This is a genomic window from Brevundimonas sp. NPDC007368 (assembly GCF_042869015.1).
Classification (GTDB): domain Bacteria; phylum Pseudomonadota; class Alphaproteobacteria; order Caulobacterales; family Caulobacteraceae; genus Brevundimonas.
Genome location: NZ_JBIAFA010000001.1, coordinates 59,288 through 83,736, shown reverse-complemented (window position 1 = coordinate 83,736; position 24,449 = coordinate 59,288). Strand labels below are relative to the sequence as shown.

The following is a 24,449-nucleotide window of genomic DNA, read 5'->3' as shown; positions in this document are numbered from 1 at the left end:
TCATGACGTCTCTTCGAAAGCGTCTTGCGCGCGCGCGTCGCCGTCTTCTCGGAGCGCCCGCGTGCGCCTGCGCCAGCAAGACGGACCGCTACTTCTATCTCGGCCCCGATCTGGCGATGGTCCGTCTGGACTGCGGGCACATGCTGTACGTGGACCCTCTGGACGAACACGTCAGCGCCAACATCATCGCCCACGGTCACTGGGAAAAGCACATTCACAGGGCCCTGCTCTCGCTGATCCGCCCCGGCTTCCGCATCGTCGAAGTGGGAGCCAATGTCGGCTACTACACGACGATCATGGCAGACGCGGTTGGACCGAACGGCTTCGTCACCGCCTTTGAGGGCAATCCTCGACTGGCAGGACTGGTGCAGCGGTCCGTTCTGCTGAACGGCTATGCGCCCCGCACCCGCATCATCCCCAAGGCCGCCCTGGACCATCCCGGTCACATCGACTTTGTGGTGTCTCGCCGGAACTCGGGCGGGGGCTATGTCACGCACTGGTCGGACAATCCCTATGAGGACGGGGAAACCCTGAAGGTCGAGGCCGTGCGCATCGACGATCAGGACGTCGGTCGTGTGGACCTGATCCGCATCGACGCCGAAGGCTCCGAGCCCTTCATCCTGCGTGGCGCCGAAGCGGCCCTGCGCGCCAACCCCGACATCATCGTCTGCCTGGAATGGAGCGTGATCCAGATGGGATCACGGACCTCGGTGCCCGACTTCGTCGCCTGGATGGACGCCATGGGCTTCAAATTCTGGCGCATCGGGGGCGACTCCCGCCTGATCGAGACGCCGAACGACACGCTGGCGTCGTTGGAAAACTGCGATCTTGTCGCAGCGCGTCACAAGCCGCAAACGCTCTAGAACGCGCTACGCCGCCGTCGCCCTGTATCCAGATCCGGCGCCGAGATCCGCCGACGCACAAGCCGGAGAATGTGCAAAAATTTCAGCCCTTCGGGGCTTTCATCCGAGCGTGGTCGGCACTCTTCGAGCAGTTGCCGATAGACGGGCTGATGCGGGTCCAGAGCCACCGCCGCCTCCAAAGCCGCGACCGCCTCCGCGTCGCGCCCCAGTTGACGATAAATCGTTGCTAGCCAGTACCTTAGGTGAGCCGCAGCGGGCAAATCCTCAATCGCTTCCACAGCCAGAGCGAGCGCTTCCTCCCAGCGGCCTGCGGCGATCAATCCATGAGCATAGGGCACGAGGTAATTGGCCGATCTCTGCCCCAACTCGGTCGCCTGAGCATAGAGAGCGATCGCCTGATCATGCTCCTCCATGCGCCCAAGACAATGGGCGAGCGATGTCAGAGCCAGGGGGCTATGAGGCGCGCGATCCACAGCGCGCGTCGCCAGGCGTTTCGCCAAGCCAAGACGACAAGCCGGTTGAATTTCGGACAGACGACTCAGATAGACAGCGCTGTTTCGGCGCCGAGCCATCGCTTCCGCTCGGAAGCCGGGAACGTCGAGATCGCCCGAGAGGGCGTCGAAAACCAGCCCGCCGAGCAAACCGGTTTCGCTCAAATAGGTCGTCGCCGGATGGTGGACATAGTCGAGACCAATCAGATCCGCATCGATTTCATCCGCGATCAATCTTGCGTGCCGATCGTCATCGCTGCTGGAATCGAAGATGATCGTCGGACGACACCGACAAGCGAGGCGCTCTTCAATCTCTGGTCGAAAAGCGATCCGTTTCCCGTCTTGTAGCCAGCGCGTCTCGAAGGGGACCTTGGCTGGGTCGATGGAATACTGAGGCGAGATGGCCAGAGCGGCATCGGCCCCGGCGGCGTCCGCGAAACGCAAGGCCGCATAGCCGCCCATGCTGGACCCGTAGGTCAGAATTCGCGCCGCGCCTTGGGTCGCCTGACGCACGGCGACCATGGCCTCCGCCATTTCGGGATACTGATACCAGTCGTCGGACCGTCCCAGAACATGGATCGCGGACACGCCCGACTGGCGCAGAAAGTCCTCCCCAAACCCGGGGCGATCGAAACCCGGCCCCAAGCCATAGTTGTCGAAGGTCACGACCCAGCGGCTGACGTCCTGCGCAGGCACGCTGCGGACCACGACATTATCGCTACGAAACAGGTCGATCATCCAGGCTCCTAAAGCGCACGCCTTAGACCGATTTGCGGCGAAGCGCGACGATCCCAGCCGCGCTTCGCCGACTTCGCAATCAGAGATTCAGCAGCGCCGGGTCGCCGCCTTGGGCCGCGATGTTGACGCTGATGGCCTTCTCGGCGGCGTACCGGATCAGGCTGTTGGGGCCGCCGGCTTTCGGGCCGGTGCCCGACAGGCCTTCGCCGCCAAAGGGTTGCACGCCGACCACGGCGCCGATGATTGAGCGGTTCACATAGACATTGCCCGCCGGGACCAGACGCACGACCTCGTCGGCGAAGGCTTCGATGCGGCTGTGGACGCCGAGCGTCAGGCCATAGCCGCGCGCGGCCAGCTTGGCGGCGACCGACTTCAGGTCCTTCGAGTCATAGCGATAGACGTGCAGGATCGGGCCGAAGACCTCGCGCTCGAGGAAGTCGGGCGTGGGGATTTCGGCGATGGTCGGGGCGAACAGGTCGCCCTTGTCCGCCCCGGGAGCCAGCTCGGCGCGGGCGACGATCTTGGCTTCCTTGGACAGGCGCGCGACATGGGCTTCCAGGTTGGCGCGGCTCTCGGCGTCGATGACGGGGCCGATGTCGGTCCTGGGATCGGTCGGGTCGCCGATCACCTGGGTCGCCAGCGCGCCCTTCAAGCCCTCGATCAGGGCGTCGGCGGCTTCCTTGGGCGCATAGAGGATGCGCAGGGCCGAGCAGCGCTGACCGGCCGAGCCGAAGGCCGACAGGATGACGTCGTCGATGACCTGTTCCTTCAGCGCCGTGGTGTCCACGAACATGGCGTTCAGGCCGCCGGTCTCGGCGATGAAGGGGATGATGGCGCCGGGGCGCGCGGCCAGGCCGCGGTTGATGGCGCTGGCCGTGTCGGTGCCGCCGGTGAAGGCCACGCCGTCGATGCCCGGATGATTGGTGAGCGCCGCGCCGACGACCTCGCCGCGACCGGGGACCAGGGCCAGCAGATCGGGGTTCAGGCCCGCCTTGAAGAAGAGGCGGACGGCCTCGGCGGCGATCAGCGGGGTCTGCTCGGCGGGCTTGGCCACCACGGCGTTGCCGGCGGCCAGCGCAGCGGCGATCTGGCCGGTAAAGATGGCCAGGGGGAAGTTCCACGGGCTGATCGCGGCGAAGACGCCGCGGCCGTGCAGGACCAGTTCATTGGTCTCGCCGGTCGGGCCCTTCAGGGTCTGGCGACCGCCGAAGTCGCGTTCGGCCAGCAGGGCGTAGTAGCGGCAGAAGTCGGCGGCTTCGCGCACCTCGGCCACGCCGTCGTTCAGGGTCTTGCCCGCTTCACGCGACAGCAGAGCGACCAGACGGTCCATGTCGGCTTCCAGCCCGTCGGCCATGGCGCGCAGGATGGGGGCGCGACCGGCGCCGCCGATGCGGTCCCAGGCGACCTGGGCGTTGGCGGCGGCCATGACGGCGGCGTCCACGTCCTCGACCGAGGCTTCCGAGACGTGGCCCAGGACCTGCGAGCGGTCGGCCGGGTTGGTCACGTCCTGCGGGTTCACTCCTGCCCGGAGTTTGCCGCCGATGATGGGGCCCGACGTCAGCTTCTCGCTGTCGACGCGCTCCAGGGCCTTGGCGTGGCGCTCACGGTCGGCGGCCTGCGAATAGTCGCGGCCGAGGGAGTTCTGACGATCGCCGTAGATGTTCATGGGAACCGGAATCCTGGGGTGGCGGTCGGGCTGGGCCTCGACGGCGGTGATGGGGTCGGCGGCGACAGCGGTCGCCGGAACGCGCTCGTCCAGCAGGGCATGGACGAAGGAGGAGTTGGCGCCGTTTTCCAGCAGGCGGCGCACCAGATAGGGCAGCAGTTCTTCATGGCCACCGACGGGGGCGTAGGCGCGGACGATGACGTGCTCGTCGGCCCAGGCCTCGTGCGCGGCGTCATAGAGGGCCTCGCCCATGCCGTGCAGACGCTGGTGCTCGATGGTCACGTTGCGGTCGCGGGCCATGCGACGCACGGCGGCCAGGGTATGGGCGTTGTGGGTGGCGAACTGGGCGTAGATGTAGGGCGAGGCTTCGATCAGGGCCCTGGCGCAGACCAGATAGTTGAGATCGGTCGCCGGCTTGGTGGTGAAGACCGGATAGTCGGTGCGGCCCATGACCTGGGCGCGCTTGATCTCGGTGTCCCAGTAGGCGCCCTTGACCAGCCGTACCATCAGACGGCGCCCCGAAGACCTGGCCAGGTCCGCCAGCTTGGCCACGGTTTCGGTCGTGCGCTTCTGATAGGCCTGAACGGCCAGGCCCAGACCCTTCCAGTCGCCCAGTTCCGGTTCGCGGGCCAGCCGCTCCAGCAGCTTCAGCGACAGGGCCAGACGGTCGGCCTCTTCGGCGTCGATGGTGTAGTTGATGTCGTATTTGGCGGCGATCAGGGCCAGACGCAGGATGCGGGGGTAGAGCTCCTCCCACACGCGGTTCTCCTGGGTCGCCTCATAGCGGGGCGACAGGGCCGACAGCTTGACCGAAACGCCGTGACCGGCTTCCGGGCCCTGGCCCTTGGCGGTCTTGCCCACGGCCTCGATGGCGTCGGCGTAGATCTTCTCATAGCGCTCGGCGTCGGCGACGGTGCGGGCGCCCTCGCCCAGCATGTCGAAGCTGCACAGCCAGCCTTCACGGTCCGAGCGCTTCAGCGCGGCCTCGATGGTGCGCCCAACGACGAACTGCTCACCCATGATCTTGACGGCGGTGGCCACAGCCTGACGGATGACCGGCTCGCCCAGACGCCCGGCGATGCGCTTGAGGAAGCCCGACAGGTCGGTCCTGGCCTCTTCGTCCACGTCGACAAGCTTGCCGGTCAGCATCAGGCCCCAGGTCGAGGCGTTGACGAACAGGCTGTCCGACTGACCCATGTGCGAGGCCCAGTCGGCCGAACCGATCTTCTCGGCGATCAGACGGTCGCGAGTGTCGGCGTCGGGCGTGCGCAGCAGGGCCTCGGCCAGGCACATCAGGGCCAGCCCTTCGCGGGTGCCCAGCGAAAACTCCTGCAGGAAGCTCTCGACCACGCCCTGCTTCTTCTGGCTGGCGCGAGCCTGATCGACCAGGGCCACGGCGTCGCGGAAGACGTCGGCGCGCTCGGCCGGCGTCAGACCGGGCGCAGCCAGCAGTTCGGCCACCACGGCGCGTTCGTCGCGGAACTTGTTCCGGTCCAGATCGTCCCAGTGCTTCAGGTCGGTCGGCGTCATCATCTCACCCTGGGATCAAACCCTTCGATTTGCGGCATATATGGCGGACTTGGCCGAATGTGCACTGTATGATGGCGACCTGAACCAGAGATCATTCGGCAATCAGGCTCATTCGGCATGCAAATTCTTGACGATACCGACCGCCGTTTGCTGCGCGTTCTGCAGATCGACGGCCGCATCTCCAACGCGGAACTGGCGCGAAGGTGCAATCTGTCGCCCGCCGCCTGCTTCGAGCGGGTCAAGCGGCTGAAGGAGCGCAAGGTCATCACCGGCTACGCCGCCCTGATCGACCCGGCCTCGGCCGACCGCGCCCTGCTGATCTTCATCGAGGTTCTGCTGGACCGCACGACGGGCGACGTCTTCGACGCCTTCGCCGACGCGGTGCGCCGCCAGCCCGAGGTGCTGGAGTGTCATATGGTGGCGGGCGGGTTCGACTATCTGATCAAGGCGCGGGTGGCCGACATGGACGCCTATCGTGTCTTTCTGGGCGACATTCTGGTGCGGATGCCCGGAGTGCGCGAGACCCGAACCTATGCTGTTCTCGAAGAGGTGAAGTCGACGACGGTCTTGCCGCTGTAACCCGTCTCGCCTTCGTCATGCGAAGCGGCTAGAACTTCCCGCTCAGCGAAACGGCCCGGGCCCACTCGACTTCATGCGCATTGTTCTGGTCACCGACGCCTGGGAACCCCAGGTCAACGGAGTCGTCCGCACCCTGACCCGCACCGTGGCCGAATGCCGCGCCATGGGCCATGAGGTCGACGTCATTGAACCCAGCCAGTTCAAGACCATCCCCTGCCCCACCTATCCCGAGATCCGGCTGGCCCTGGGCGCGGAAGAAGAGATTCGCGAACGCCTGCGCGCCTTCGAGCCCGAGGCCGTCCATATCGCCACCGAAGGCCCGCTGGGCATCGCCACGCGCCGCATCTGCGTAGAGTGGAAGCTGCCGTTCACGACCAGCTATCACACCAAGTTCCCCGAATACGTCTCGGCCCGGTTCCCGATCCCGGTCCAGGTCGGCTACGCCTACATGAAGTGGTTCCACAAGCCGTCGGGCCGACTGATGGTGGCGACCCCGACCCTGCGCGATGAACTGGTCGAGCATGGTTTCCGCAACGTCTCGCCCTGGACGCGTGGGGTCGACACCGAGCTGTTCCGGCCCGACCTGGAGCCCATCTACAAGGAGATGGGCGGCGAGAACTGGCCCCGTCCCTTCTTCCTCAACGTCGGCCGCGTGGCGGTCGAGAAGAACATCGAGACCTTCCTTGAACTCGACTTGCCCGGCACCAAGATCGTGGTCGGCGACGGCCCGGCCCGCGCCGAGCTGGAAGAGAAGTACCCCGACGCCAAGTTCCTGGGCGCCCGCTTCGGCGACGAGTTGGCCCGCTGCTTCGCCGACGCCGACGTCTTCGTCTTCCCCAGTTGGACCGACACCTTCGGCCTGGTGATCCTGGAGGCCATGGGCGCCGGCACCCCGGTGGCGGCCTATCCGGCCCACGGCCCCATCGACATCATCCCGGGTTCGGGCGCGGGCTTCATCGACGACGACCTGAAGACGGCCTGCCTGAAAGCCCTGGAGCTGGATCGCAAGGATGTGCGCGCCTACGCCGAAAAGTTCAGCTGGCGCGCCTCGGCGGAACAGTTCGTCGAGAACCTGCAGCCCTACCCCGAGCCCGCGCGCGGCCGTTTCTGGCGCCGCCTGCGCCGCATCGCCCGGCTGAGGCGCAAGGCGGCGGCCTAGACGCATGGCGAATGGCGGCGACAATCCATACCGCGCCCAACCCGACCATGCCTTCTGGTCCCGCGCCGTAGGACATGTGGCGGCGGAAGACGTCGACCCCGTCGTTGCCCCGCGCTTCGCCCTCGGACGCGATGACCAGATCGTCACCGCTGGAAGCTGTTTCGCACAGCATATTTCGCGGTCTCTGCAATCCCAAGGCTATCGCTATCTCGTCACCGAGCCGGGGCCGACGGATCGGAACTACGGCGTCTATCCCGCCCGGTTCGGCAATATCTATACCGCCCGCCAGCTGCTGCAGCTGTTCCAGCGCGCCTTCGGTCTGTTTGCGCCCGCCGAGCCGGCCTGGCGCCTGGGCGAGCGTTTCGTCGATCCTTTCCGGCCGCAGATCGAGCCTGAAGGCTTCGACAGCGACGAGGCCATGCTGGCCGACCGCGAACAGCACCTGGCCGCCGTGCGGACCATGTTCGAGCAGGCCGACGTCCTGGTCTTCACCCTGGGCCTGACCGAAGGCTGGGTGTCGCAGGAAGACGGCGCCGTGTTTCCTCTAGCGCCAGGGGTCGCAGGCGACGCGGCTCGCCCCGGTCTGATCCAGCCGCACCACTTCACGGTTCAGGAGATCGTTGACGACCTGAACGCCCTCCTGAAGCTGGCGCGCATCCTCACCCCTGATCTGCGGGTGCTGTTCACCGTCTCGCCAGTGGCCCTCATGGCCACGATCAGCGACCGCCATGTGCTGGCGGCCACCACCTACAGCAAGTCGGTGCTGCGCGTGGCGGCCGAGACCGTGGCGCGCCAAAACGAGGGCGTCGACTACTTCCCCAGCTATGAGATCATCACCGGCCCACAAAGCCGTGGCCGCTACTTCGCCGAGGACCTGCGCAACGTCCTGCCCGAGGGCGTGGCCCAGGTGATGAAGGTCTTCGGCCGCCATTATCTGGGCGAGACAGCCGAAACCCTGTCGCAGAGGAGGCCCGCGCCGCGCGCGTCAATGACGGCCGTCAGCGACGAGGATGTGACCCTGCAAGGCGTGATCTGCGACGAAGAGGCGATCGACCGGCCATGAAGATCGGCGTCCTCGGCAATTGTCAGGCGCACGGCGTGGCCCAGTGCATCCGCCTGCTCGCGCCCCAGGTCGAGGTCGTGTCGCGCAGCGTCGCCTTGGCCGACGGCGACAAACCCGAGGTCATCACCGCCCTCGCCGCCGAAATGGCGGCCTGCGACCTGGCCCTGATCCAGACCCTGGAGGAGGTGCAGCCTCGCCTGACCGGCCTTTTCGAGACGGCGCTGGCGCAAAGCGGATCGCGCGCCCGCCGCTGGCCGCCGGTCGTCTTCCGCGGCTTCCACCCCGACTGCGTCTATGTGCTGCGAGACGGTCGGGTGGCGGATGGAATCGTCGGCCCCTATCATTCCGCCCTGCTGTGCGCCGCCTGGGCCGAAGGGCTGGCGCCCGAACGTGCGGCCGGGTTGTTCAACGCCTTCGCCTACGCCGCCCTGGGCTATTTCGACGCCTTCAACGAGGCCGTCGCCCTGCTCGAGCCCCGCACCCGGCGCCACGGCTTTGATCTGTCCGCCTTCCTGAACACCCCCGCCGCCCCCTTCATGCACACCGTCAACCACCCCCGGGTGGAAATCCTCCAGTCGGTCGCCGTCCAGGCGCTCGACCTCGCCGGAATTGCCCGCAGGCCGACGGCGCCTCTTCCGGAGGACGAACTGGCCCAAGGCCCGGTCTGGCCGGCCTATCCCGAACTGGCGCAGCGCGGCGGCTGGGCGCCGACACCGGCGTCATGGAGCCTGAGCGACATTGGGGCCGTCGCTCGACAGGCCTATGAGGCGCTCGACAAGCTCGGGGATGTAAGCCTCGGCGAAGGCCCTGGGGAACAGGCTATCCAGAGGGCGCGTGATTTCATCCGCATCCATGTCGTTCGTTGAGCGCCCCCAAAGACAAACGCCCCGGGAGCGATCCCGGGGCGTCGTCATTTCGGCTTGAGCAGACCGTCTAGTTCGGACGGGCCATCGAAGTCATGGCGGCGGCCTTGGCGCGTTCGGCCGTCAGTTGATCGGCGGGCAGAGGCACTAGGCCGCGGTCCTGCAGGTAGCCGCCGCGGGCGGCGGAGCCTTCCGACATGAACTCCTGGACGAACTGCTCCAGGCCCGGCGTCACGCCCACGTGGGCCTTCTTGACGTAGATATAGAGGCTGCGGGCCAGAGGATAGCTTCCGTCGGCGATGGTCTCGGCGGAGGGGGCGACGCCGTCGATGGTCTCGGCCTTCACCGTGTCCATGTTCTGCTCCAGGAAGGAGAAGCCGAACACGCCCAGCGAGCCCGGAGTGCGGGTCAGGGTCTGGACGATGGCGTTGTCGTTCTCGCCCGAGTCGACCCAGGCGCCGTCTTCACGCAGGGTGTGGGTCAGGGTCTCAAACTTGGTCTCGTCGTCCTTAAAGGCGGCGACAGCGGGGATCAGCTTGCCGCCCGGCGCCATGCCCAGCTCCAGGAAGGCGTCGCGCGTGCCCGAGGTGGGCGGCGGGCCGTAGACCTGGATGCGCTGGTTGGGCAGGCCCTTGTTGACCTCGTTCCAGGTCTTGGCCGGGTTGGCGATGAAGGTCCCGTTCGGGCCCGGCACTTCCTTGGCCAGACCTTCATAGAGGTCGTTCAGTTCGAAGTTGAAGCTGTTGCCGGTGCGGGCCGTGGCGATGACGATGCCGTCGAAGCCGATCTTGATCTCGACGATGTCGGTGACGCCGTTGGCGACGCAACGGTCGAACTCGCTCTGCTTCATCGGACGCGAGGCGTTGGCGATGTCGGGGGTCGAGGGGCCGACGCCGGCGCAGAAGGCCTGGATGCCGCCGCCTGTGCCCAGCGACTCGATGCGCGGCGCGGCCGTGCTGCCCGAGGTGCGGGCGAAGTTCTCAGCCACGCGGGTGGCGAAGGGGAAGACGGTCGAGGAACCGGCGGCCCAGATGCCCGCGCGGGCCTTCTGGCTGCCAGGGGCGGCGCCGCCCTCGTTGTTGCCGCAGGCGGCGAGCGCGACCAGGGCGGCGGCGCAAGCGCCGAATTTGGCGGTGAGTTTCAGGGAACGGATCATGGCCGGACCTCTCCAAGTCGTCAGTATGCGACGCTTTAGAGCAGCAGAGTGTGACGGTCCGGCCAGACCTTTGTGACAGTCAGAGCAAACCTTGCGGCCGCTCCCGCAGAGGCCCGTTACAGTAGGCGCTTGCGCATGACCTGCGACAGGGTGTCGATCAGGGTCACGGCCACGACCACGATGATGACGATGGCCGACACCGCGCGGAAGTTAAAGGCGTTCATGCTGTCGAACAGCACCTGCCCGATGCCGCCGGCGCCGATCAGACCCAGGACGGTGGCCGAGCGGCTGTTGGACTCGAAGCGATAGAGGGCGAACGAGGTCCACAGCGGCGCCACCTGAGGGATCACGCCCCAGACGATCTCATGCAGCTTGGACGCGCCGGTGGCGCGGACGCCCTCGACCGGACCCTTGTCGATCGACTCGACCGCTTCCGAGAACAGCTTGGCCAGAACGCCGGCCGTGTTCAGGGTGATGGCCAGAACGCCGGCCAGCGGGCCGAGGCCCACGGCCGTGACGAACAGCAGGCCGATGACCAGATCAGGGACCGAACGCAGCAGGTTCATGACCCAGCGCACGGGCGTCACCACCCAGGCCGGCGCCATGTTGCGGGCGGCGGCCAGACCCAGGGGAATGCCGAACAGCACGGCCAGGAAGGTGCCCCACAGAGCGATCTGGACCGTCTCCCACATCTTGGCGACGAACATCTTCCAGTCGGAGAAGTCCGGACGCAGCAGGTCCTGCACGAACAGGCGGGTGCTCTCATTGCCCGAGAACAGGCGCGAGATATTGCCCAGGTCGACGGCGTCGATGCTGTAGAGCAGGACGGCGATCACGCCGCCCCAGACCAGGATGTCCATCGCCCACGAGACGGCGGACTTTTGCGGCGCGGCGGGAACAGCGGCCGGCGTAAGCGGAGCAGAGGTCAAGGCTGGACCTCACGCAGGCTGCGCAGACGCTGAAGCTCGGCCGCGGCGGCGGCGGCGCCGGCCTTGTCGCCCTTGGCCTCGGCTTCGCCGCGCTTCTGGTCGGCGATCATCTCGCGGATCGGGTTCAGGTAGCTGTCGTCAGCGGCGGCGAAGCGCGAATACTCCAGACCGGCCAGAACCTTGCGCTGGCGCTCGGCTTCCGGGCCTTCGCCCTGGCCGTAGGTCAGGAAGAAGCTGCGGATCTTTTCCTTCAGGGCCGGATCCAGGTCTTCACGCACGACGATGCCGCTTTCGGGGACCGGCGGCGAGACCCAGATCTCCTCGATCTGATCGGCCAGCTGCGGGTTCTCGCGACGAATGAAGATGGTGTTGACGCTGTTCGAGGTCGCCACGTCGATCACGCCGGTGGCCACGCCAAAGGCGTTGGCCTGGTGATTGGCCGAGCGGACGGTCTTGAAGCATTGCGACGGCACGACGCCGCGCGCGTTGAACAGGAAGGTCATGGGCGCGAGGGTGCCCGAGGTCGACTGGGCGTCGCCTATGCCGAAGTTGTACTGCTTGCCGCAGGCCAGAACCTTGTCCAGCGTGATGCCCGAGCCCTTCTTGACGATCAGGGTCGACTGATAGCTGTCCAGGCCTTCACGGTTGACCGTGCGGGCGATGACCTCGGCGTTGGCGCGGTCAATGGCTTCGACCTCGGGCTTGGCCGAGAACCAGCCCACCTGGGTGTGGTTGCCGCGCATGGCTTCGACCAGAACCGTGTAGTTCGAGCCGAAATAGGGCTTCACAGGCACGCCAATGGCCTTGGACATGTCATCAAGCAGGGGCTGCCACAGCGGGCCCGACGAGGCCTGGCCCTCGGCCGACAGGATGGAGAAGGTGATTTCCTTCGGGGCCGCGCCCGAGGTCTTCTCTTCGCCCTTGCCGCAAGCGGCGAGGCCCAGGGTCAGGGCGGCGACGGCGGCGACGCCCATGAGGCGGCGAGTGATGGGGGTGCGGGTCATGCCTTGGCTTCCCAGAACGCGTCCTCGTACTCAGGACCGTAAATTTCAATCAGGCGCTTGGAATCGAGACCGGTCGAGGGGCCATCGTAGACCACCTTGCCCTTCTGCAGGGCGATGACCCGGTCGCAATAGCGGATGGCGTAGTCGACCTGGTGCAGGGTGACGATGACGCCCATGCCGTCGCGCTTGTTCAGCTCGACCAGCAGCTCCATCACCTTGCGGGCCGAAACCGGGTCCAGCGAGGCGACGGGTTCGTCGGCCAGGATGGCCTGCGCGCCCTGAACGATGGCGCGGGCGATGGCGCCGCGCTGCTGCTGCCCGCCCGACAGGGTGTTGGCGCGCTGAGGTGCGTAGTCGGACACGCCGACGCGGTGCAGGGCCGCCATGGCCCGATCCTTGTCGGCCTTGGGCCAGACGCCGAAGATCCCGCGCCAGCCCGGCAGACGACCGAGCGCGCCCAGCATGACGTTGGAAAAGAGCGACAGGCGCCCCACCAGGTTGAACTGCTGGAAAATCATGCCCAGACGTCCGCGCGCCTTACGCACGGCGCCGGTGATGCGGCCGTTCTGCTGAACAGTCTCGCCGAACACCTGGATCGTCCCCTTGCCGGGATCGATGGGATGCAGGCCGGTGATGGAGCGCAGCAGGGTGGACTTGCCCGATCCGGACGGACCGATCAGGGCGACCATCTCGCCGGCGGCCACTTCGACGGACACGCCGTCGAGCGCCTTTCGGGCTCCGTAGGTCTTTGACACATCCCTTACGGACGCGACAGCGGCGGTTGAAGAACTCATGAACCCGTGGGTGGCGGTTGCAACAGGGGGCGCCGCATGACGCGCCACGCGCGTTTCGACAAGTCTTAATGGCACGGCTGCGTCGTTTTCGTCCAGTCTGAGGCCCCGAAGCGCCGGTTCCCCTGTGGATCGGATGTGGATCAGGTCATGAAATTACCGCTTTACATGACAGCCGCGCATCCCTACATCGCGCGTTCCGGCGGACCCCGTGGTCTAACCGTTAAGCGCTGCTAACGCCGGTCTGGGTTAACAATTAGCAGGGGGTTACGTGAATTGCGCACGTACCAACTTCCCCTGGACCTGGTCCGTGAGCGGTCCCCTGAACGTCCCGTCGCCCTCGTGCGGCCGCGTTCGGTTTCCGTAGCGGCGCGCTGGTTCCAGGATAATCTGAAAGCCGACGTCTTCTATGCGGTGAAGGCGAACCCCTCGCGCTGGGTCATCGAGACCCTGGTCGAGCAGGGCGTCAATGCTTTCGACGTCGCCTCCCTGGCTGAGATCGAGCTGGTTCGCTCGGTCAGCCCGAACGCGCGTCTGGCCTTCATGCACCCGGTCAAGAGCCGCGGCGCGATCCGTGCGGCCTACGCCGACCACGGCGTGCGCACCTTCGTGCTCGACAGCCACGACGAGCTGCAGAAGATCATCGAGGCCACCGACAACGCCGACGACCTGAACCTGGTCGTGCGCATGGCCGTCTCGGCCGACGGCGCCGCCTATTCCCTGTCGGGCAAGTTCGGCGTCTCGCCGGATCAGGCCCCCGCCCTGCTGCTGGCCGTGCGCCAGGCGGTTCAGGACGGCCTGATGGGCGTGTCGTTCCACGTCGGCTCGCAGTGCATGCGTCCGTCGGCCTATGAAGCGGCCATGTCGCAGGTCGGCCGCGCCATCAAGAAGGCGGGCGTCTTCGTCGACATCGTCGACGTCGGCGGCGGCTTCCCTTCGGTCTACCCGGGCATGGTCCCGCCGGACCTGAGCGAATACGCCGACGCCATCCACCGCGGTTTCAACGAGATGCCGGTGTCGGAAACGACCGAGCTGTGGTGCGAACCCGGCCGGGCCCTGGTGGCCGAGTCGTCGTCGGTGCTGTGCCGCGTGGACCTGCGCAAGGGCGACGCCCTCTATCTGAACGACGGCTCCTACGGCTCGCTGTTCGACGCCACCCACTCGCGCTGGCCCTTCCCGACCAAGCTGGTCCGGGACGGTGAAAGCTCGGGCGAGTTGAAGCCCTTCCGCTTCTACGGCCCGACCTGCGACAGCATCGACCACATGCCGGGCCCGTTCTGGCTGCCGGCCGATGTGCAGGAAGGCGACTTCATCGAGATCGGCATGCTGGGCGCCTATGGCGTGGCCATGACGACGGGTTTCAACGGCTATGGCGAGCACGAGATCGCCGCGGTCGAGGACGCCCCGATGGCTTCGCTCTACGGCCTGGCTCCGCGCTCGATCCCCACGGTCCGCACCTCAGCCGAGGAAGCCGCCCGCAAGGTGGTCCGCCTGTCGCGCCCCAAGGGCAAGGCCGGCGCCCGCAAGCGCAAGCGCTGATCGCCTGACCCAAAACCGTCTTCGGACGTTGGCTTGAGATCCGCAACGGCCCGTCGCTCCGTCCGGGCCGTTGCGTCTGCTTGACGACGGGCGCTCATATCTCAGGGAAACCGCCGAAATGAACGCTCCCGTTCAGTCGAACCAGAAGGCTGCGCTGCTGCAGAACACCGTGGAGCACGTCGACATCACATCCTTCGACGCGCGCCCGATCATCGACAGCATGCGCAAGATGTCCTTCAGCTCGCGCGACACCGCCCGCGCCGCCGACATCTTCAACATGGCGCTGGAAGACAAGGCCTGCTCGCCCTGGCTGATCCTGGCCGGCTCGACCTCGGCCGGCGGCTGCATGCACGTCTATCGCGACATGGTGAAGTTCGGGATGGTCGACGCCGTCGTCGCCACCGGCGCCTCGATCGTCGACATGGATTTCTTCGAGGCCCTGGGCTTCAAGCACTATCAGGCCGCCGGCGAGGTGGACGACAACGTCCTGCGCGACAATTACATCGACCGCATCTACGACACCTATATCGACGAGGAAGAGCTCCAGGCCTGCGACCACACCATCCTGGAGATCGCCAACCGTCTGGAGCCGCGCGGCTATTCCAGCCGCGAGTTCATCTGGGAAATGGGCAAGTGGCTTTTCGAGGGGAATGCGAAAAAGCCCGGCTCGCTGATCCAGACCGCCTATGAAGAAGGCGTGCCGATCTTCTGTCCGGCCTTCGTCGACTCCTCCGCCGGCTTCGGCCTGGTCAAGCACCAGAAGGAGCGCGCGGCGGCGGGCAAGCCCTATCTGATGCTGGACGCCATCGCCGACTTCCGCGAACTGACCGACATCAAGATCGCGGCGGGCGTGACCGGCCTGTTCATGGTCGGCGGCGGCGTGCCCAAGAACTTCGCCCAGGACACCGTCGTCTGCGCCGAGATCCTGGGCGTGGAAGCCGAGATGCACCGCTATGCGGTCCAGATCACCGTGGCCGACGTGCGCGACGGCGCCTGCTCGTCCTCGACGCTGAAGGAGGCCGCCTCCTGGGGCAAGGTTCAGACGACGCACGAACAGATGGTCTTCGCCGAGGCCACGACCGTGGTGCCGCTGATCGGGTCGGACGCTTGGCATCGCGGCGCCTGGAAGAGCCGCGAGAAGCGGCGCTGGAACAAGCTGTTCGGCCATCCCTGCTAGGCCGCGATCTGAAGGCTCTGCCCTCTCGACTCGACGCCTCAAGCAGCGCGAAGCGCGTTAGGCGCAAACAAGAAAGGCCGGCGGAGAAGTCCGCCGGCCTTTTCTTTGTTGGAACCCTCCCCCCACGGCTTCGCTTTTCCTCCTCAGCAAGGAGACGATGATGACCGACCCCAAACTCGACACGCCCGAAGCTCTAGAAGCCGCGGCCATGGGCGAGAAGCCCGACCTGGGTCACACCCGGGATGCGCTCAAGAAGGCGCTGGAAGGCACTGACATGGGGTCGGACACCCGCGCCGGATCGCTGCGCGGCGGCTCGGCCAGCGGTTCGGAAATCGATCCGGATCAAGACACGATCAATGCGGCGCTGGCCGCCGAAGGTCGCCGCCTCAAGGCCGACGGCGACAAACTGACGGGTGGTCCGGCGGGCGGCCCGGCCGAGGCCCGCAAATCCACCGGCCAGCCCGGCGACGATGTTGATGCTCCAACCGGTTGAACCGCCTTGCTGCCGCCGCACGGATGGGCCACGGTGATCATCAAGTTGAACAGTCTCAAGGACGTAGGCGGGATGAAGCGTAGCGTGGCAGCCGTCGCCGTGGCCCTTTCGGTCGGTCTCGTCGGATGCGATGAGCGCAGCCAGGCTGCGCCCGAGACCAGCCTGCCCCCGCCCGCAGACGCGCCCGCCGAGATCGCGCCGGTCGCCGCTTCAGCCCCTGCCGCCGATGTCGAACCAGCGCCGGCGTCGATCGACGGCGCCCCGGCCTTCGCCGCCCTCTATCCCGGCGCTCAGACCGACGGCCCGGCCACGGTCGCCAACGGCCCGACCGGACCCGGCGGCCTGATCACCTTCACCACGGACGCCGGCCCCGACGCCGTCGTCGCCTTCTACAAACAGCGCGCCGAGGCCGCCGGCCTGGCCCCCGTCATGGCCATGAACCAGGGCGAGGCCCGCGCCTATGGCGCCGCCGCCCGCACCACCAACGGCGCCACCCTGCAGGTCGTGGCCTCGCCAGGCGAAGGAGGCCTGACCTCGGTGCAACTGACCTGGAGCGCCGGGGCCTGATGAACCGCCGGGGGGCCTTCATCATCACCATCGCCGCCGCCGGGCTCTCGGCCTGCGCGGGCACCCCCGCCGCCCTGCGCCCGCAAGCGGTTCAAGCCGCCGCGCCAGAAGCTAAGGGCTATCTGACCGGGCCTTTGATCCAGGCTCTGGCCGACGCCGTGCCGCCGCCGCCCGCGCCCGGCTCCCCGACCGATCTGGCCGACAAGGCGCGCTCCAACCAGTTCAGGACGCTGGAGGACAGCGACCGCTGGCTGCTGGCCACGGCGCACGCCGAATTGCGCCCGCCGCTGGCCCTGCAGCATTTCGACTGCGCCTTGGGCGTGCGTCTCGGCTCAACCACGACGCCCAACCTGAACAAGCTGATGCAGCGACTGTTCGACGATTCCGACGCCGCCGCCGAACTGGTCAAGGCGCGCGGTTTCCGCGCCCGTCCCGTCGGCGATGATCCCGCGCGCCGTCCGTGCCAGCGCGTCAGCGAGGCGGGCCGCAGAAGCGCCTCCTATCCCTCGGGCAGTTCCACCGTCGCCACCGTCTATGGCGAGGCCTTCGCCGCCCTGGACCCCGAACGCGCGACCGGAGCCCGCCGCATCGCCCATGAAATGGGTCTCAGCCGGCTGGTCTGCGGCATGCACTACCCCAGCGACGTCGCTGCCGGCGAGGTGCTGGGTAAGGCCGTGTTCGACGCCGCCGCCGCCACGCCCGGTTTCGACGCCGATCTGGCCGCCGCCCGCGCCGAACTGGCCGCCGTGCGCGCCGCCGGCCTGACCAGCCCGGGCTGCGCCGCCGAGCGTCTGGCCCTGGCCGCGCCCCTGCCCTGATGTCGTCGCTTCTGGCGCTCCTGCTGCTGGGCGCCGCGCCAGACCCCTGGGCCCTGCCCGCCGCCCGCCCCTGCACGGCGGCCGAACTGGCTGAACTGACCGACGCCGCGACGACGCCCTGGCGTCTGACCTGCCGCGCCGTGCTGGCGCCCGGTCAGACCATCGTCCGCCCCATCCTGATCGAAGGCGCCGAGGCCTCGGGCGCCGGGCTGGACTGCAACGGCGGCGCGATCGGCCGCCCCGGCCTCGCCGTCACGACCCGTCAGCCCACCATCGCGGTCTGGTCGCGTCGCATCACCGCCGAGCACTGGAGCCGCCCCACCGACATCCGCATCACCAACTGCGTCATCCACGGCGCGGTACGGGTCTGGGGCATGGGAGCGGACGGGAGTTATGACGACCTGCGCGCCTCGTCGCGCTCTGATGACCATACAGCGACGACGCAAGGGTCGGCACCGTCACACATCGCACTGGACCGGGTGACCATTATCGGGACCGGCTCTATCCCGCTCTATGTTGGGCCGGGCGTGATGCGGCTCAGCCTGACCCGTTCGACCCTGAGCGGCCGCAGCGATGCGACCGCCCTCTATCTGGACGCCGAGAGCGCCGATAACCGGATCGAGAACAACGCCATCGCCGTAGCGACAAGCCGCGAGGTCATCGCCATCGACGGCTCGGCGCGCAACCGTATCACCGGCAACCGCATCGACCTGAAGGGGCGTCCCGGCGTCTTCCTGTACCGCAACTGCGGCGAGCGCGGCGTGATCCGGCATCAGACGCCGTCAGACAATCAGATCACGGACAATGTCTTTTCCGGCGCCGCGCGCCTACGGCCCCAACTGGTCGTGGTCGGCGCGCGCGAAGGCCGCCGGTCCTACTGCGGCGAGGATCGCGGCTATCCCTTCGGCAGCAGCGCCGATGACGGCGACCGCGCCACGAACAACGTCGTGGCGCGCAACCTTCGTCGTTAGGCTGGGCGGCCCGTCGCCAGGGCGCCGTACAGTTCCGGACGACGGTCGCGGAAGAAGCCCCAGGCGGCGCGGTACTGATCCAAGAAGTCGAGATCGAAGGTGTGGACCAGCACGCCCTCCTCGCCCGTCAGGCTCTCGACCAGATCGCCGCGATGATCGGCGATGAAGGAGTGGCCGTAGAAGCTCTGGCCGGCTTCGGTCAGGGTCTCGTGGCCGATGCGGTTCGAAGCGATGACAGGCATGGCGTTGGACACCGCGTGGCCCTGCATGGCGCGCTGCCAGGGGGCGGCGGTGTCCAGGGTCGCGTCATGCGGCTCCGAGCCGATGGCGGTCGGATACATCAGGATGTCGGCGCCCTGCAGGGCCATGGCGCGGGCGGCCTCGGGGTACCACTGGTCCCAGCAGATGCCGACGCCGATGCGGCCGAAGCGGGTGCTCCAGACCTTGAAGCCGGTGTCGCCGGGACGGAAATAATACTTCTCCTGATAGCCCGGCCCGTCCGGGATATGGCTCTTGCGATAGACGCCCAGGGCCTCGCCGTCGGCGTCCAGCATGACCATCGAATTGAAGTAGTGCGGGCCTTCCTTCTCGAAGATCGAGACAGGAATGACCACGCCCAGTTCCCTGGCCACCGGCTGCAGCTGCACCACGGCCGGATGCTCGCGCCACGGATAGGCCGAGGTGAACCAGTGCTCCTCCTGCGTCACGCAGAAGTAGGGCCCCTGGAACAGCTCGGACGGCAGGATGACCTGCGCGCCCTTGGCCGCCGCCTGACGGATCAGGCCGATGGTCTTGTCGATGTTCGCCTGCATGTCCTCGCCGTACGAGGTCTGCAGGGCGGCGACCGTGATGGTGCGGACCATTATGCGGGCTCCTGTTGCGAGATGCAGTGGAAGGATCCGCCGCCGGTCAGGACGGCGTTCGACGGCGACAGAACGATCTCGCGGTCGGGGAAGACCGTGGCCAGGGCCTCGCCCGCCAGGCGCGCAGCGACATCATCGCCATAGGTCGGCACCACGACGGCGCCGTTGGCGATCAGGAAGTTCATGTGGCTGGCAGGGACCGGGCGCTCGTCCGCGTCCAGCACAAGGCCAGGCGACGGAATGCGCAGCACCTTGAGCTTGCGGCCCATGGCGTCGGTCGTTTCAGACAGCAGACGGGCGGTCTCGTCATAGACCTCGGCGTTCGGATCCTTGCGGCCAAAGGCGATCGGGCAAGCCACCACGCCCGGGGCGACGAAGCGGGCCAGGTTGTCGACGTGACCGTCGGTGTGGTCGTTCAGCAGGCCGTCGCCCAGCCAGACCACCACCTTGGCGCCGACCGATTCCGCCAGCGCGGCCTCGGCGTCGGCCTGGGTCCAGCCGGTGTTGCGGTTCCGGTTCAGCAGGCACTGGCGCGTGGTCAGGACCGTGCCTTCGCCGTCGTGGTCCAGGGCGCCGCCCTCCAGGATGAAGTCATGGCGCGTCGTCGGCACGCGCGAGAACTCGGCGATCTGATCGGCGACCTCGTCGTCGTGCGGATAGTCGTACTTGCCGCCCCAACCGTTGAAGGCGAAGGCCTGGGCCGTCGTCGAGCCCGCGTTGAAGATAGGACCCGTGTCGCGCAGCCAGATGTCGCCGAAGCGCGCGGCCACGACCTCGACGCCGTCGACGCCGTCCAGACGCGCGCGGACGCCCGGCAGAGCTTCGTCATTGCCCACCATCAGCTTGACCTGCTCGCGGCCAGGACCGGCCAGGGCGCGGACCAGGGCTTCGACCTCGTCCTGGGCCTGGGCGAAATACTCGCCCCACAGCTCGGCATGGCTGGGCCAGCCAACCCACATGGCGCGGTGCGGCGTCCATTCGGCGGGGATAGGGTGGGTCATGGGCGAAGTCGATCCGAATGGGAGAAAGGCAGACCGCGCCAGATAGGCCGAGACGCCACCCGGTTCAATGTTTGCGGGCAAGAGGCCGCAACCCTACCCGCGTCCCGGCCTCAAGCAGCGCGAAGCGCGATAGGCCAACAAAAAGGGCGGCCCGTCGCCGGACCGCCCTCCTCATGTCTGGATCGAAGCTGAAGCTTAGAAGCTGTAGCGGATCGAAGCCATAACGGTGCGCGGAGCGCCGACGCCCGCGAACGGACGGCTGTAGCCCAGCTGGCCCGGGGTCGCCGACGCGCGGGTGCCCAGGGTCGAGTAGTACTGCTCGTCCAGCAGGTTGATGACGTTCAGCTGCAGGTAGGTGCCGTCCAGACCCAGGGTCGAGAAGTCGAAGCGGGCGTCCAGATCGACGACGGTGAAGGCGTCAACCTTCAGGTCGTTGACGTCGGTGACCCAACGCTCGCCGGTGTACTTGCCTTGGACGCCAGCCGAGAAGACGTCGTTGAACTTGTACGAGGCGCGCAGCGAGAACATTTGTTCCGGCGTTTCAACCTGCTTCTTGCCCTTGGTCTGCAGTTCGGCGCCCGCCGCGTTGTAGCGGTAGTTGTCCTGCAGTTCGCTGTTGAGCAGCGAGACCGTGCCGTACAGGTTCAGCTTCTCGGTCGGTTGCCAGCCGAGCGAGGCTTCGAAGCCGAGGCTTTCCACCGAACCGACGTTGCGATCGACGAACTGACCCAGGTCTTCGTCCCAGGTGCTGACGATGCGGTTATCGAACTGGTTCTGGAACACCGAGGCCTGAGCCACGATGGTCGAGGTGGTGTAGCGATAGCCCAGGTCGATGTTCTTCGAGGTTTCCGGCTGAACCGTCGGGTTGCCGATCGAACCATCGGCGAAACGCGTGACGGCGTAGAGGCTGTCCGTACGCGGAGCCGACAGGGACTCGCTGTAGCTACCGAAGACCGAGTGGCCTTCACCGAAGCGGTAGGTGGCGCCGACGTTCGGCAGGATGTCGTCGAACTTCACTTCACGCGAGTACGGCTTGATGTACTGCGTCGTGCCGCGGCCGGCGAAGGTGACGTTGCCGTTGGCCAGGGTCGCGTTCGGCACTTCCGAGGTGCAGAGGACGTTCGACGAACCGTTCTGCGTGTAGCAGTACTGGTTCAGCTCGCGCTTGAAGAAGGGAGCACGGACACCCAGCGTGACCGTCAGGGCTTCCTGGAAGAAGCGACCGCGGTATTCGGCCGAGAACTGGTTCAGCGAGGCGATCGACTTGCGGTCGCGCGACTGCAGGGCGTAGCCGTCCAGGTTGACGACGCGGTTGTCGTGATCGTTACGGCCGCCGAAGACGTCGACGAAGCTCGGGTTCGACGGATCCGAGAAGTCGACGAAGCCGTAGTTGCCGGTCTGACGGTGACGACCCCAGTCCAGCGCATAGGCGGCGCGCAGACGGTGGTTGTCGTTCAGATCCCAGATCAGCGAGCTGTTCAGGCCGTAGCGGTGGGTGTTGGTGTTGGACGGCGACATGACGCGCACGCGGTCCAGGGTGTCGCCGTCGCCGTTCAGGTCAACGCCGCCCGTCGTCTTCGTGCCGCGCAGCAGGGCGTCGGTTTCCGACAGAACGGTCTGCTGGGTGCCGCCGTTGGCCAGGGTATACTGGAACGAGGGGTCGACCGTCAGGACCAGGCCGTCCATCAGGGTGAAGCGCGAGTTGCCGCGGATGTTGCCCGTGTTGGACGGGTTCACGCGCAGACCCCAGTAGTTGGAGCCGTTGGCGTCATTGTCGGCGACGCCGTTGCGGAAGGTCGGGGCGACATAGGTGCGGTCGAAGTCAACGCCCCAGCCGAACGGGTTCGCCGGATCATTGACCTGATCGACGCAGACCTGGGTCTTGGCGACGTCGCAGAAGCCGGTGGCGGTGCCGAGGTTCGGCCCCTGGTAGTTGTTGTTGCGGTTCTCGTTGTAGTGACCCGACAGGGCCACGAAGTCGCCGTTGTCGCCGAGCGGCTGATAGATGCGAGCGTTGTACTGCACCTTCTCCAGCTCGCCGATGCCCTTGAACTTGTCATAGTTCTGGTACGAGGCGGCGACCCAGGCGGTGGTGCCCCACGGGCCGAACTCGCCCGTGTTGAACAGGCCCATGACGCGGCGATAGTTGAAGTCGCCCAGCGAACCCTGGACCCAGCCGCCCATGTCGGTGGTCGGACGCAGCGTCACATAGTTGATGGTGCCGCCGGTGGCCGAGGCGGTCGGGCTGTCGACGTCGGTCGAACCGGTGTTGACCGAGGCGCGCTCGATCAGTTCCGGGTCCATCTGCTGGTTGGTGTACGACGAGTAGTTGCCGGTGTCGTTCAGCGGGATGCCGTCGAAGGTCAGCGAGACGCGGGCGCCGTCGAAGCCGCGCAGACGGATGTTGCCGCCCGACGAACCATAGGGGTCGGCGTTGGTGAAGCTCAGGCCCGGCGTCAGGTTCAGGGTCTGCAGGATGGTCTGACCAGCGGCCTGGGTGGCGATGAATTCCTGGTTGACGGTGTTGCGGGTCTTGGCGACGGTTTCAGCAACCGCCAGACCTTCCAGGTTGCGCGGGCCGCGCTGGCCGGTCACGACGACGTCGCTGACTTCCGTGGCTTCGGTGCCGGTCGATTGGGCCGAAGCGGCGCCGGCCATGAGAAGGCCGCTCATGAGGGCGGTCGTCGCCCAGAACAGCTGTTTGCGGTTGGTCATCTGTTGGTATCCCCAGTGATGAAGGCGTAGCGCCATGCGCGGCAGGCCGTGACGCCTGTCGAGATGGGCTGGGCCTTAAGGCCGCTGCGGGAAGTTTGGACGACAGTCGTGTGACAGTGATATGACAGCCGCCTGGGGTGGCTATATCGTCACACCTCTGTGGATGGTTTCATCTCCCCATCCGACAGGGCAGTCAGCCGGCGCGCACCGCGAAAGCGTCGGCGATCAGATTAGCCGTCGAGCGCATGGCGCGCGGCTCGTGATAATTGCCGTTGATCTGGCTGCGAGCGATCACGTGTGCGCGGAACGCCGTGAAAAGCTTGGCGTCGGCGGGCTTGGGCGCGCTCCAGAAATCATCCAGAGGCTGCTGGTCGGTCAGGCCTTCAAAATCGAAGAAGGCGTCGCCCATCACCTTGACCGGGGTACGGAACCCCAGCGCCGACAGGGCCGCGCTGGAATTATTGACCACCATGCCCTGTGACGCGCGGCACAGCTGGGCCAGGTTGCCGCCGTCGATGAAATCGACCCGGTCATCCAGCCCGCGCTCCACCGCCAGGCAACGGGTCATGTGCTCCAGATCCGACAACCCCGGATCCAGAGGATGGTTCTTGACCACCAGCCGGCAGTCCTTGGGCGCATGGCGAGCGAAGCTGCCCATGACCTCGGCCAGGAAGGCGGTGTTGTCGGCATAGGAGGAATAGCGCAGCAGCTGCGCGTCGCCTTCCCGCTGCAGGCAGGCGATGAAGAAGGGACCGCGCGCGCGGATCACGTCGGCGTCGCAGGACTGCTTGGGACGCGTGGCCAGGCCGAAATAGCGGCGGATATGGCCGAAAAACTGCCGCCAGGGCGAAACCGTATAGGGGTGCCGATAGCGCGGGAAGGCCAGCCGCCCCAGCGGCTGCACCGCATGATAGAAGCTGATGTTGAACACGTGATGCGGCAGGATCTTGCCGACCGGGCGCGTCACCGGCAGCTCGGGGCCGGGTATGGCGTATCCCGCCGCTGAACGCGGCAGGCTGCTGGAGCCGTTGACCCCGTTCTGCTCCAGAGTGATCCAGTCGGGGCGGAAGTAGCCGTTCTCGAGCACCCAGACGCGCGCCTTCAGCGCCTCGGCCTGAGCCAGGACGCCCTGATTATAGGGACCGCCCTCGCCGAAGACGATGATGTCGGTGAACTGATCGGCCAGTTCCCGGACCCGGGCAGGCCAACGTCGCACATGGTCGCGGAAAGTCACGCCGCCGGGGCGCCGCCAGGTCACAAGGTCGCCGGCGTTGAAAATCATGCGGCCGACTTCGCCGCCCCTTGCGATGACAGCCTGGGCCAGAAGCCGCCCGAACCCGCCGAACGGGGCCGTGACGATCAGAAAGCGGCGGCCGCGCAAATCCGCCTGCACCAGCGGGATTGCATTCGGCTGATCAGGATCAAATGGCGCAAGCAAACGCGGGGTGTCTTTCCAAGAATCGAGCCCCTTCC

At 66.8% G+C, this 24,449-nt stretch carries 21 protein-coding genes; 11 read left to right on the top strand and 10 right to left on the bottom strand.

Annotated features, from left to right (window positions below; all coding sequences use genetic code 11):
- Positions 1–2 precede the first annotated feature (2 nt).
- The gene (locus ACFYLW_RS00390; protein WP_390182397.1) at positions 3–863 is read left to right on the top strand and encodes an FkbM family methyltransferase; all 861 of its coding nucleotides are present in this window, start codon (positions 3–5) and stop codon (positions 861–863) included.
- Here ACFYLW_RS00390 and ACFYLW_RS00385 read toward each other — a convergent pair.
- Positions 860–2,092 (bottom strand): tetratricopeptide repeat protein, encoded by a 1,233-nt coding sequence (locus tag ACFYLW_RS00385; RefSeq protein ID WP_390182396.1) that lies wholly within the window; start codon positions 2,090–2,092, stop codon positions 860–862. The genes ACFYLW_RS00390 and ACFYLW_RS00385 overlap by 4 nt on opposite strands.
- 79 nt (positions 2,093–2,171) lie before the next feature.
- Positions 2,172–5,288 carry a bifunctional proline dehydrogenase/L-glutamate gamma-semialdehyde dehydrogenase PutA gene (gene putA, locus ACFYLW_RS00380; protein WP_390182395.1) on the bottom strand — a complete coding sequence of 1,039 codons (3,117 nt, stop codon included), beginning with the start codon at positions 5,286–5,288 and terminating at the stop codon, positions 2,172–2,174.
- Positions 5,289–5,405: 117 nt separating this feature from the next.
- Between putA and ACFYLW_RS00375 the strand changes: the two genes are divergently transcribed.
- From ACFYLW_RS00375 to ACFYLW_RS00360, 4 genes are all read left to right on the top strand, one after another.
- On the top strand, positions 5,406–5,867 hold the full coding sequence (locus ACFYLW_RS00375) for an Lrp/AsnC ligand binding domain-containing protein (protein ID WP_313472902.1): 462 nt from the start codon (positions 5,406–5,408) through the stop codon (positions 5,865–5,867).
- Positions 5,868–5,940: 73 nt separating this feature from the next.
- Positions 5,941–7,026, top strand: a complete 1,086-nt coding sequence (locus ACFYLW_RS00370) for a glycosyltransferase family 4 protein (protein ID WP_390182394.1) — start codon at positions 5,941–5,943, stop codon at positions 7,024–7,026.
- 4 nt (positions 7,027–7,030) lie between these two features.
- Complete coding sequence (locus ACFYLW_RS00365; RefSeq protein WP_390182393.1) at positions 7,031–8,089, top strand: GSCFA domain-containing protein; 1,059 nt, start codon at positions 7,031–7,033, stop codon at positions 8,087–8,089.
- Complete coding sequence (locus ACFYLW_RS00360) at positions 8,086–8,955, top strand: WcbI family polysaccharide biosynthesis putative acetyltransferase (RefSeq protein WP_390182392.1); 870 nt, start codon at positions 8,086–8,088, stop codon at positions 8,953–8,955. Before ACFYLW_RS00365 ends, ACFYLW_RS00360 begins: the two co-directional genes overlap by 4 nt.
- A gap of 67 nt (positions 8,956–9,022) precedes the next feature.
- Here ACFYLW_RS00360 and ACFYLW_RS00355 read toward each other — a convergent pair whose 3' ends face one another.
- The 4 genes from ACFYLW_RS00355 to phnC form a co-directional block, all read right to left on the bottom strand.
- Complete coding sequence (locus ACFYLW_RS00355) at positions 9,023–10,108, bottom strand: substrate-binding domain-containing protein (protein WP_390182391.1); 1,086 nt, start codon at positions 10,106–10,108, stop codon at positions 9,023–9,025.
- 116 nt (positions 10,109–10,224) lie between these two features.
- Positions 10,225–10,968, bottom strand: a complete 744-nt coding sequence (gene phnE / locus ACFYLW_RS00350; RefSeq protein WP_292082326.1) for a phosphonate ABC transporter, permease protein PhnE — start codon at positions 10,966–10,968, stop codon at positions 10,225–10,227.
- 65 nt (positions 10,969–11,033) lie between these two features.
- A complete protein-coding gene (phnD, locus tag ACFYLW_RS00345; RefSeq protein ID WP_390182390.1) occupies positions 11,034–12,041 on the bottom strand; it encodes a phosphate/phosphite/phosphonate ABC transporter substrate-binding protein in 1,008 nt (335 codons plus the stop codon).
- Positions 12,038–12,835 carry a phosphonate ABC transporter ATP-binding protein gene (phnC, locus tag ACFYLW_RS00340; RefSeq protein WP_292082311.1) on the bottom strand — a complete coding sequence of 266 codons (798 nt, stop codon included), beginning with the start codon at positions 12,833–12,835 and terminating at the stop codon, positions 12,038–12,040. Before phnC ends, phnD begins: the two co-directional genes overlap by 4 nt.
- Positions 12,836–13,108: 273 nt before the next feature.
- Here phnC and ACFYLW_RS00335 point away from each other — a divergent pair, with 273 nt between their 5' ends.
- The 6 genes from ACFYLW_RS00335 (at position 13,109) to ACFYLW_RS00310 (ending at position 18,397) form a co-directional block, all read left to right on the top strand.
- Positions 13,109–14,371, top strand: a complete 1,263-nt coding sequence (locus ACFYLW_RS00335; RefSeq protein WP_312062168.1) for a type III PLP-dependent enzyme — start codon at positions 13,109–13,111, stop codon at positions 14,369–14,371.
- A 118-nt stretch (positions 14,372–14,489) separates the two neighbouring features.
- Positions 14,490–15,548 carry a deoxyhypusine synthase gene (locus tag ACFYLW_RS00330; protein WP_390182389.1) on the top strand — a complete coding sequence of 353 codons (1,059 nt, stop codon included), beginning with the start codon at positions 14,490–14,492 and terminating at the stop codon, positions 15,546–15,548.
- Between the two features lie 160 nt (positions 15,549–15,708).
- Positions 15,709–16,041, top strand: a complete 333-nt coding sequence (locus ACFYLW_RS00325; RefSeq protein ID WP_390182388.1) for a ribonuclease — start codon at positions 15,709–15,711, stop codon at positions 16,039–16,041.
- A gap of 72 nt (positions 16,042–16,113) precedes the next feature.
- Entirely contained in the window at positions 16,114–16,608 is a 495-nt protein-coding gene (locus ACFYLW_RS00320) for a hypothetical protein (RefSeq protein ID WP_390182387.1), read from the top strand.
- Complete coding sequence (locus tag ACFYLW_RS00315) at positions 16,608–17,426, top strand: phosphatase PAP2 family protein (protein WP_390182386.1); 819 nt, start codon at positions 16,608–16,610, stop codon at positions 17,424–17,426. Before ACFYLW_RS00320 ends, ACFYLW_RS00315 begins: the two co-directional genes overlap by 1 nt.
- The gene (locus ACFYLW_RS00310) at positions 17,426–18,397 is read left to right on the top strand and encodes a right-handed parallel beta-helix repeat-containing protein (RefSeq protein WP_390182385.1); all 972 of its coding nucleotides are present in this window, start codon (positions 17,426–17,428) and stop codon (positions 18,395–18,397) included. The genes ACFYLW_RS00315 and ACFYLW_RS00310 overlap by 1 nt, the downstream gene beginning before the upstream one ends.
- Here the strand turns inward: ACFYLW_RS00310 and aguB are convergent.
- From aguB to ACFYLW_RS00290, 4 genes are all read right to left on the bottom strand, one after another.
- Positions 18,394–19,260, bottom strand: coding sequence for an N-carbamoylputrescine amidase (gene aguB, locus ACFYLW_RS00305; protein WP_390182384.1), 867 nt, complete (start codon positions 19,258–19,260; stop codon positions 18,394–18,396). The genes ACFYLW_RS00310 and aguB overlap by 4 nt on opposite strands.
- On the bottom strand, positions 19,260–20,261 hold the full coding sequence (locus tag ACFYLW_RS00300) for an agmatine deiminase family protein (protein WP_390182383.1): 1,002 nt from the start codon (positions 20,259–20,261) through the stop codon (positions 19,260–19,262). Before ACFYLW_RS00300 ends, aguB begins: the two co-directional genes overlap by 1 nt.
- Before the next feature lie 195 nt (positions 20,262–20,456).
- Entirely contained in the window at positions 20,457–22,976 is a 2,520-nt protein-coding gene (locus ACFYLW_RS00295; RefSeq protein ID WP_390182382.1) for a TonB-dependent receptor, read from the bottom strand.
- Positions 22,977–23,169: 193 nt separating this feature from the next.
- Positions 23,170–24,357 carry a capsular biosynthesis protein gene (locus tag ACFYLW_RS00290; protein ID WP_390182381.1) on the bottom strand — a complete coding sequence of 396 codons (1,188 nt, stop codon included), beginning with the start codon at positions 24,355–24,357 and terminating at the stop codon, positions 23,170–23,172.
- Positions 24,358–24,449 lie beyond the last annotated feature (92 nt).

Bases quoted from the DNA above. Each gene is read 5' to 3' on its own strand.
- ACFYLW_RS00390 (WP_390182397.1), top strand. From the start codon at position 3: ATGACGTCTCTTCGAAAGCGTCTTGCGCGCGCGCGTCGCCGTCTTCTC.
- ACFYLW_RS00385 (WP_390182396.1), bottom strand. From the start codon at position 2,092: ATGATCGACCTGTTTCGTAGCGATAATGTCGTGGTCCGCAGCGTGCCT.
- putA (WP_390182395.1), bottom strand. From the start codon at position 5,288: ATGACGCCGACCGACCTGAAGCACTGGGACGATCTGGACCGGAACAAG.
- ACFYLW_RS00375 (WP_313472902.1), top strand. From the start codon at position 5,406: ATGCAAATTCTTGACGATACCGACCGCCGTTTGCTGCGCGTTCTGCAG.
- ACFYLW_RS00370 (WP_390182394.1), top strand. From the start codon at position 5,941: ATGCGCATTGTTCTGGTCACCGACGCCTGGGAACCCCAGGTCAACGGA.
- ACFYLW_RS00365 (WP_390182393.1), top strand. From the start codon at position 7,031: ATGGCGAATGGCGGCGACAATCCATACCGCGCCCAACCCGACCATGCC.
- ACFYLW_RS00360 (WP_390182392.1), top strand. From the start codon at position 8,086: ATGAAGATCGGCGTCCTCGGCAATTGTCAGGCGCACGGCGTGGCCCAG.
- ACFYLW_RS00355 (WP_390182391.1), bottom strand. From the start codon at position 10,108: ATGATCCGTTCCCTGAAACTCACCGCCAAATTCGGCGCTTGCGCCGCC.
- phnE (WP_292082326.1), bottom strand. From the start codon at position 10,968: ATGGACATCCTGGTCTGGGGCGGCGTGATCGCCGTCCTGCTCTACAGC.
- phnD (WP_390182390.1), bottom strand. From the start codon at position 12,041: ATGACCCGCACCCCCATCACTCGCCGCCTCATGGGCGTCGCCGCCGTC.
- phnC (WP_292082311.1), bottom strand. From the start codon at position 12,835: ATGAGTTCTTCAACCGCCGCTGTCGCGTCCGTAAGGGATGTGTCAAAG.
- ACFYLW_RS00330 (WP_390182389.1), top strand. From the start codon at position 14,490: ATGAACGCTCCCGTTCAGTCGAACCAGAAGGCTGCGCTGCTGCAGAAC.
- ACFYLW_RS00325 (WP_390182388.1), top strand. From the start codon at position 15,709: ATGACCGACCCCAAACTCGACACGCCCGAAGCTCTAGAAGCCGCGGCC.
- ACFYLW_RS00320 (WP_390182387.1), top strand. From the start codon at position 16,114: ATGAAGCGTAGCGTGGCAGCCGTCGCCGTGGCCCTTTCGGTCGGTCTC.
- ACFYLW_RS00315 (WP_390182386.1), top strand. From the start codon at position 16,608: ATGAACCGCCGGGGGGCCTTCATCATCACCATCGCCGCCGCCGGGCTC.
- ACFYLW_RS00310 (WP_390182385.1), top strand. From the start codon at position 17,426: ATGTCGTCGCTTCTGGCGCTCCTGCTGCTGGGCGCCGCGCCAGACCCC.
- aguB (WP_390182384.1), bottom strand. From the start codon at position 19,260: ATGGTCCGCACCATCACGGTCGCCGCCCTGCAGACCTCGTACGGCGAG.
- ACFYLW_RS00300 (WP_390182383.1), bottom strand. From the start codon at position 20,261: ATGACCCACCCTATCCCCGCCGAATGGACGCCGCACCGCGCCATGTGG.
- ACFYLW_RS00295 (WP_390182382.1), bottom strand. From the start codon at position 22,976: ATGACCAACCGCAAACAGCTGTTCTGGGCGACGACCGCCCTCATGAGC.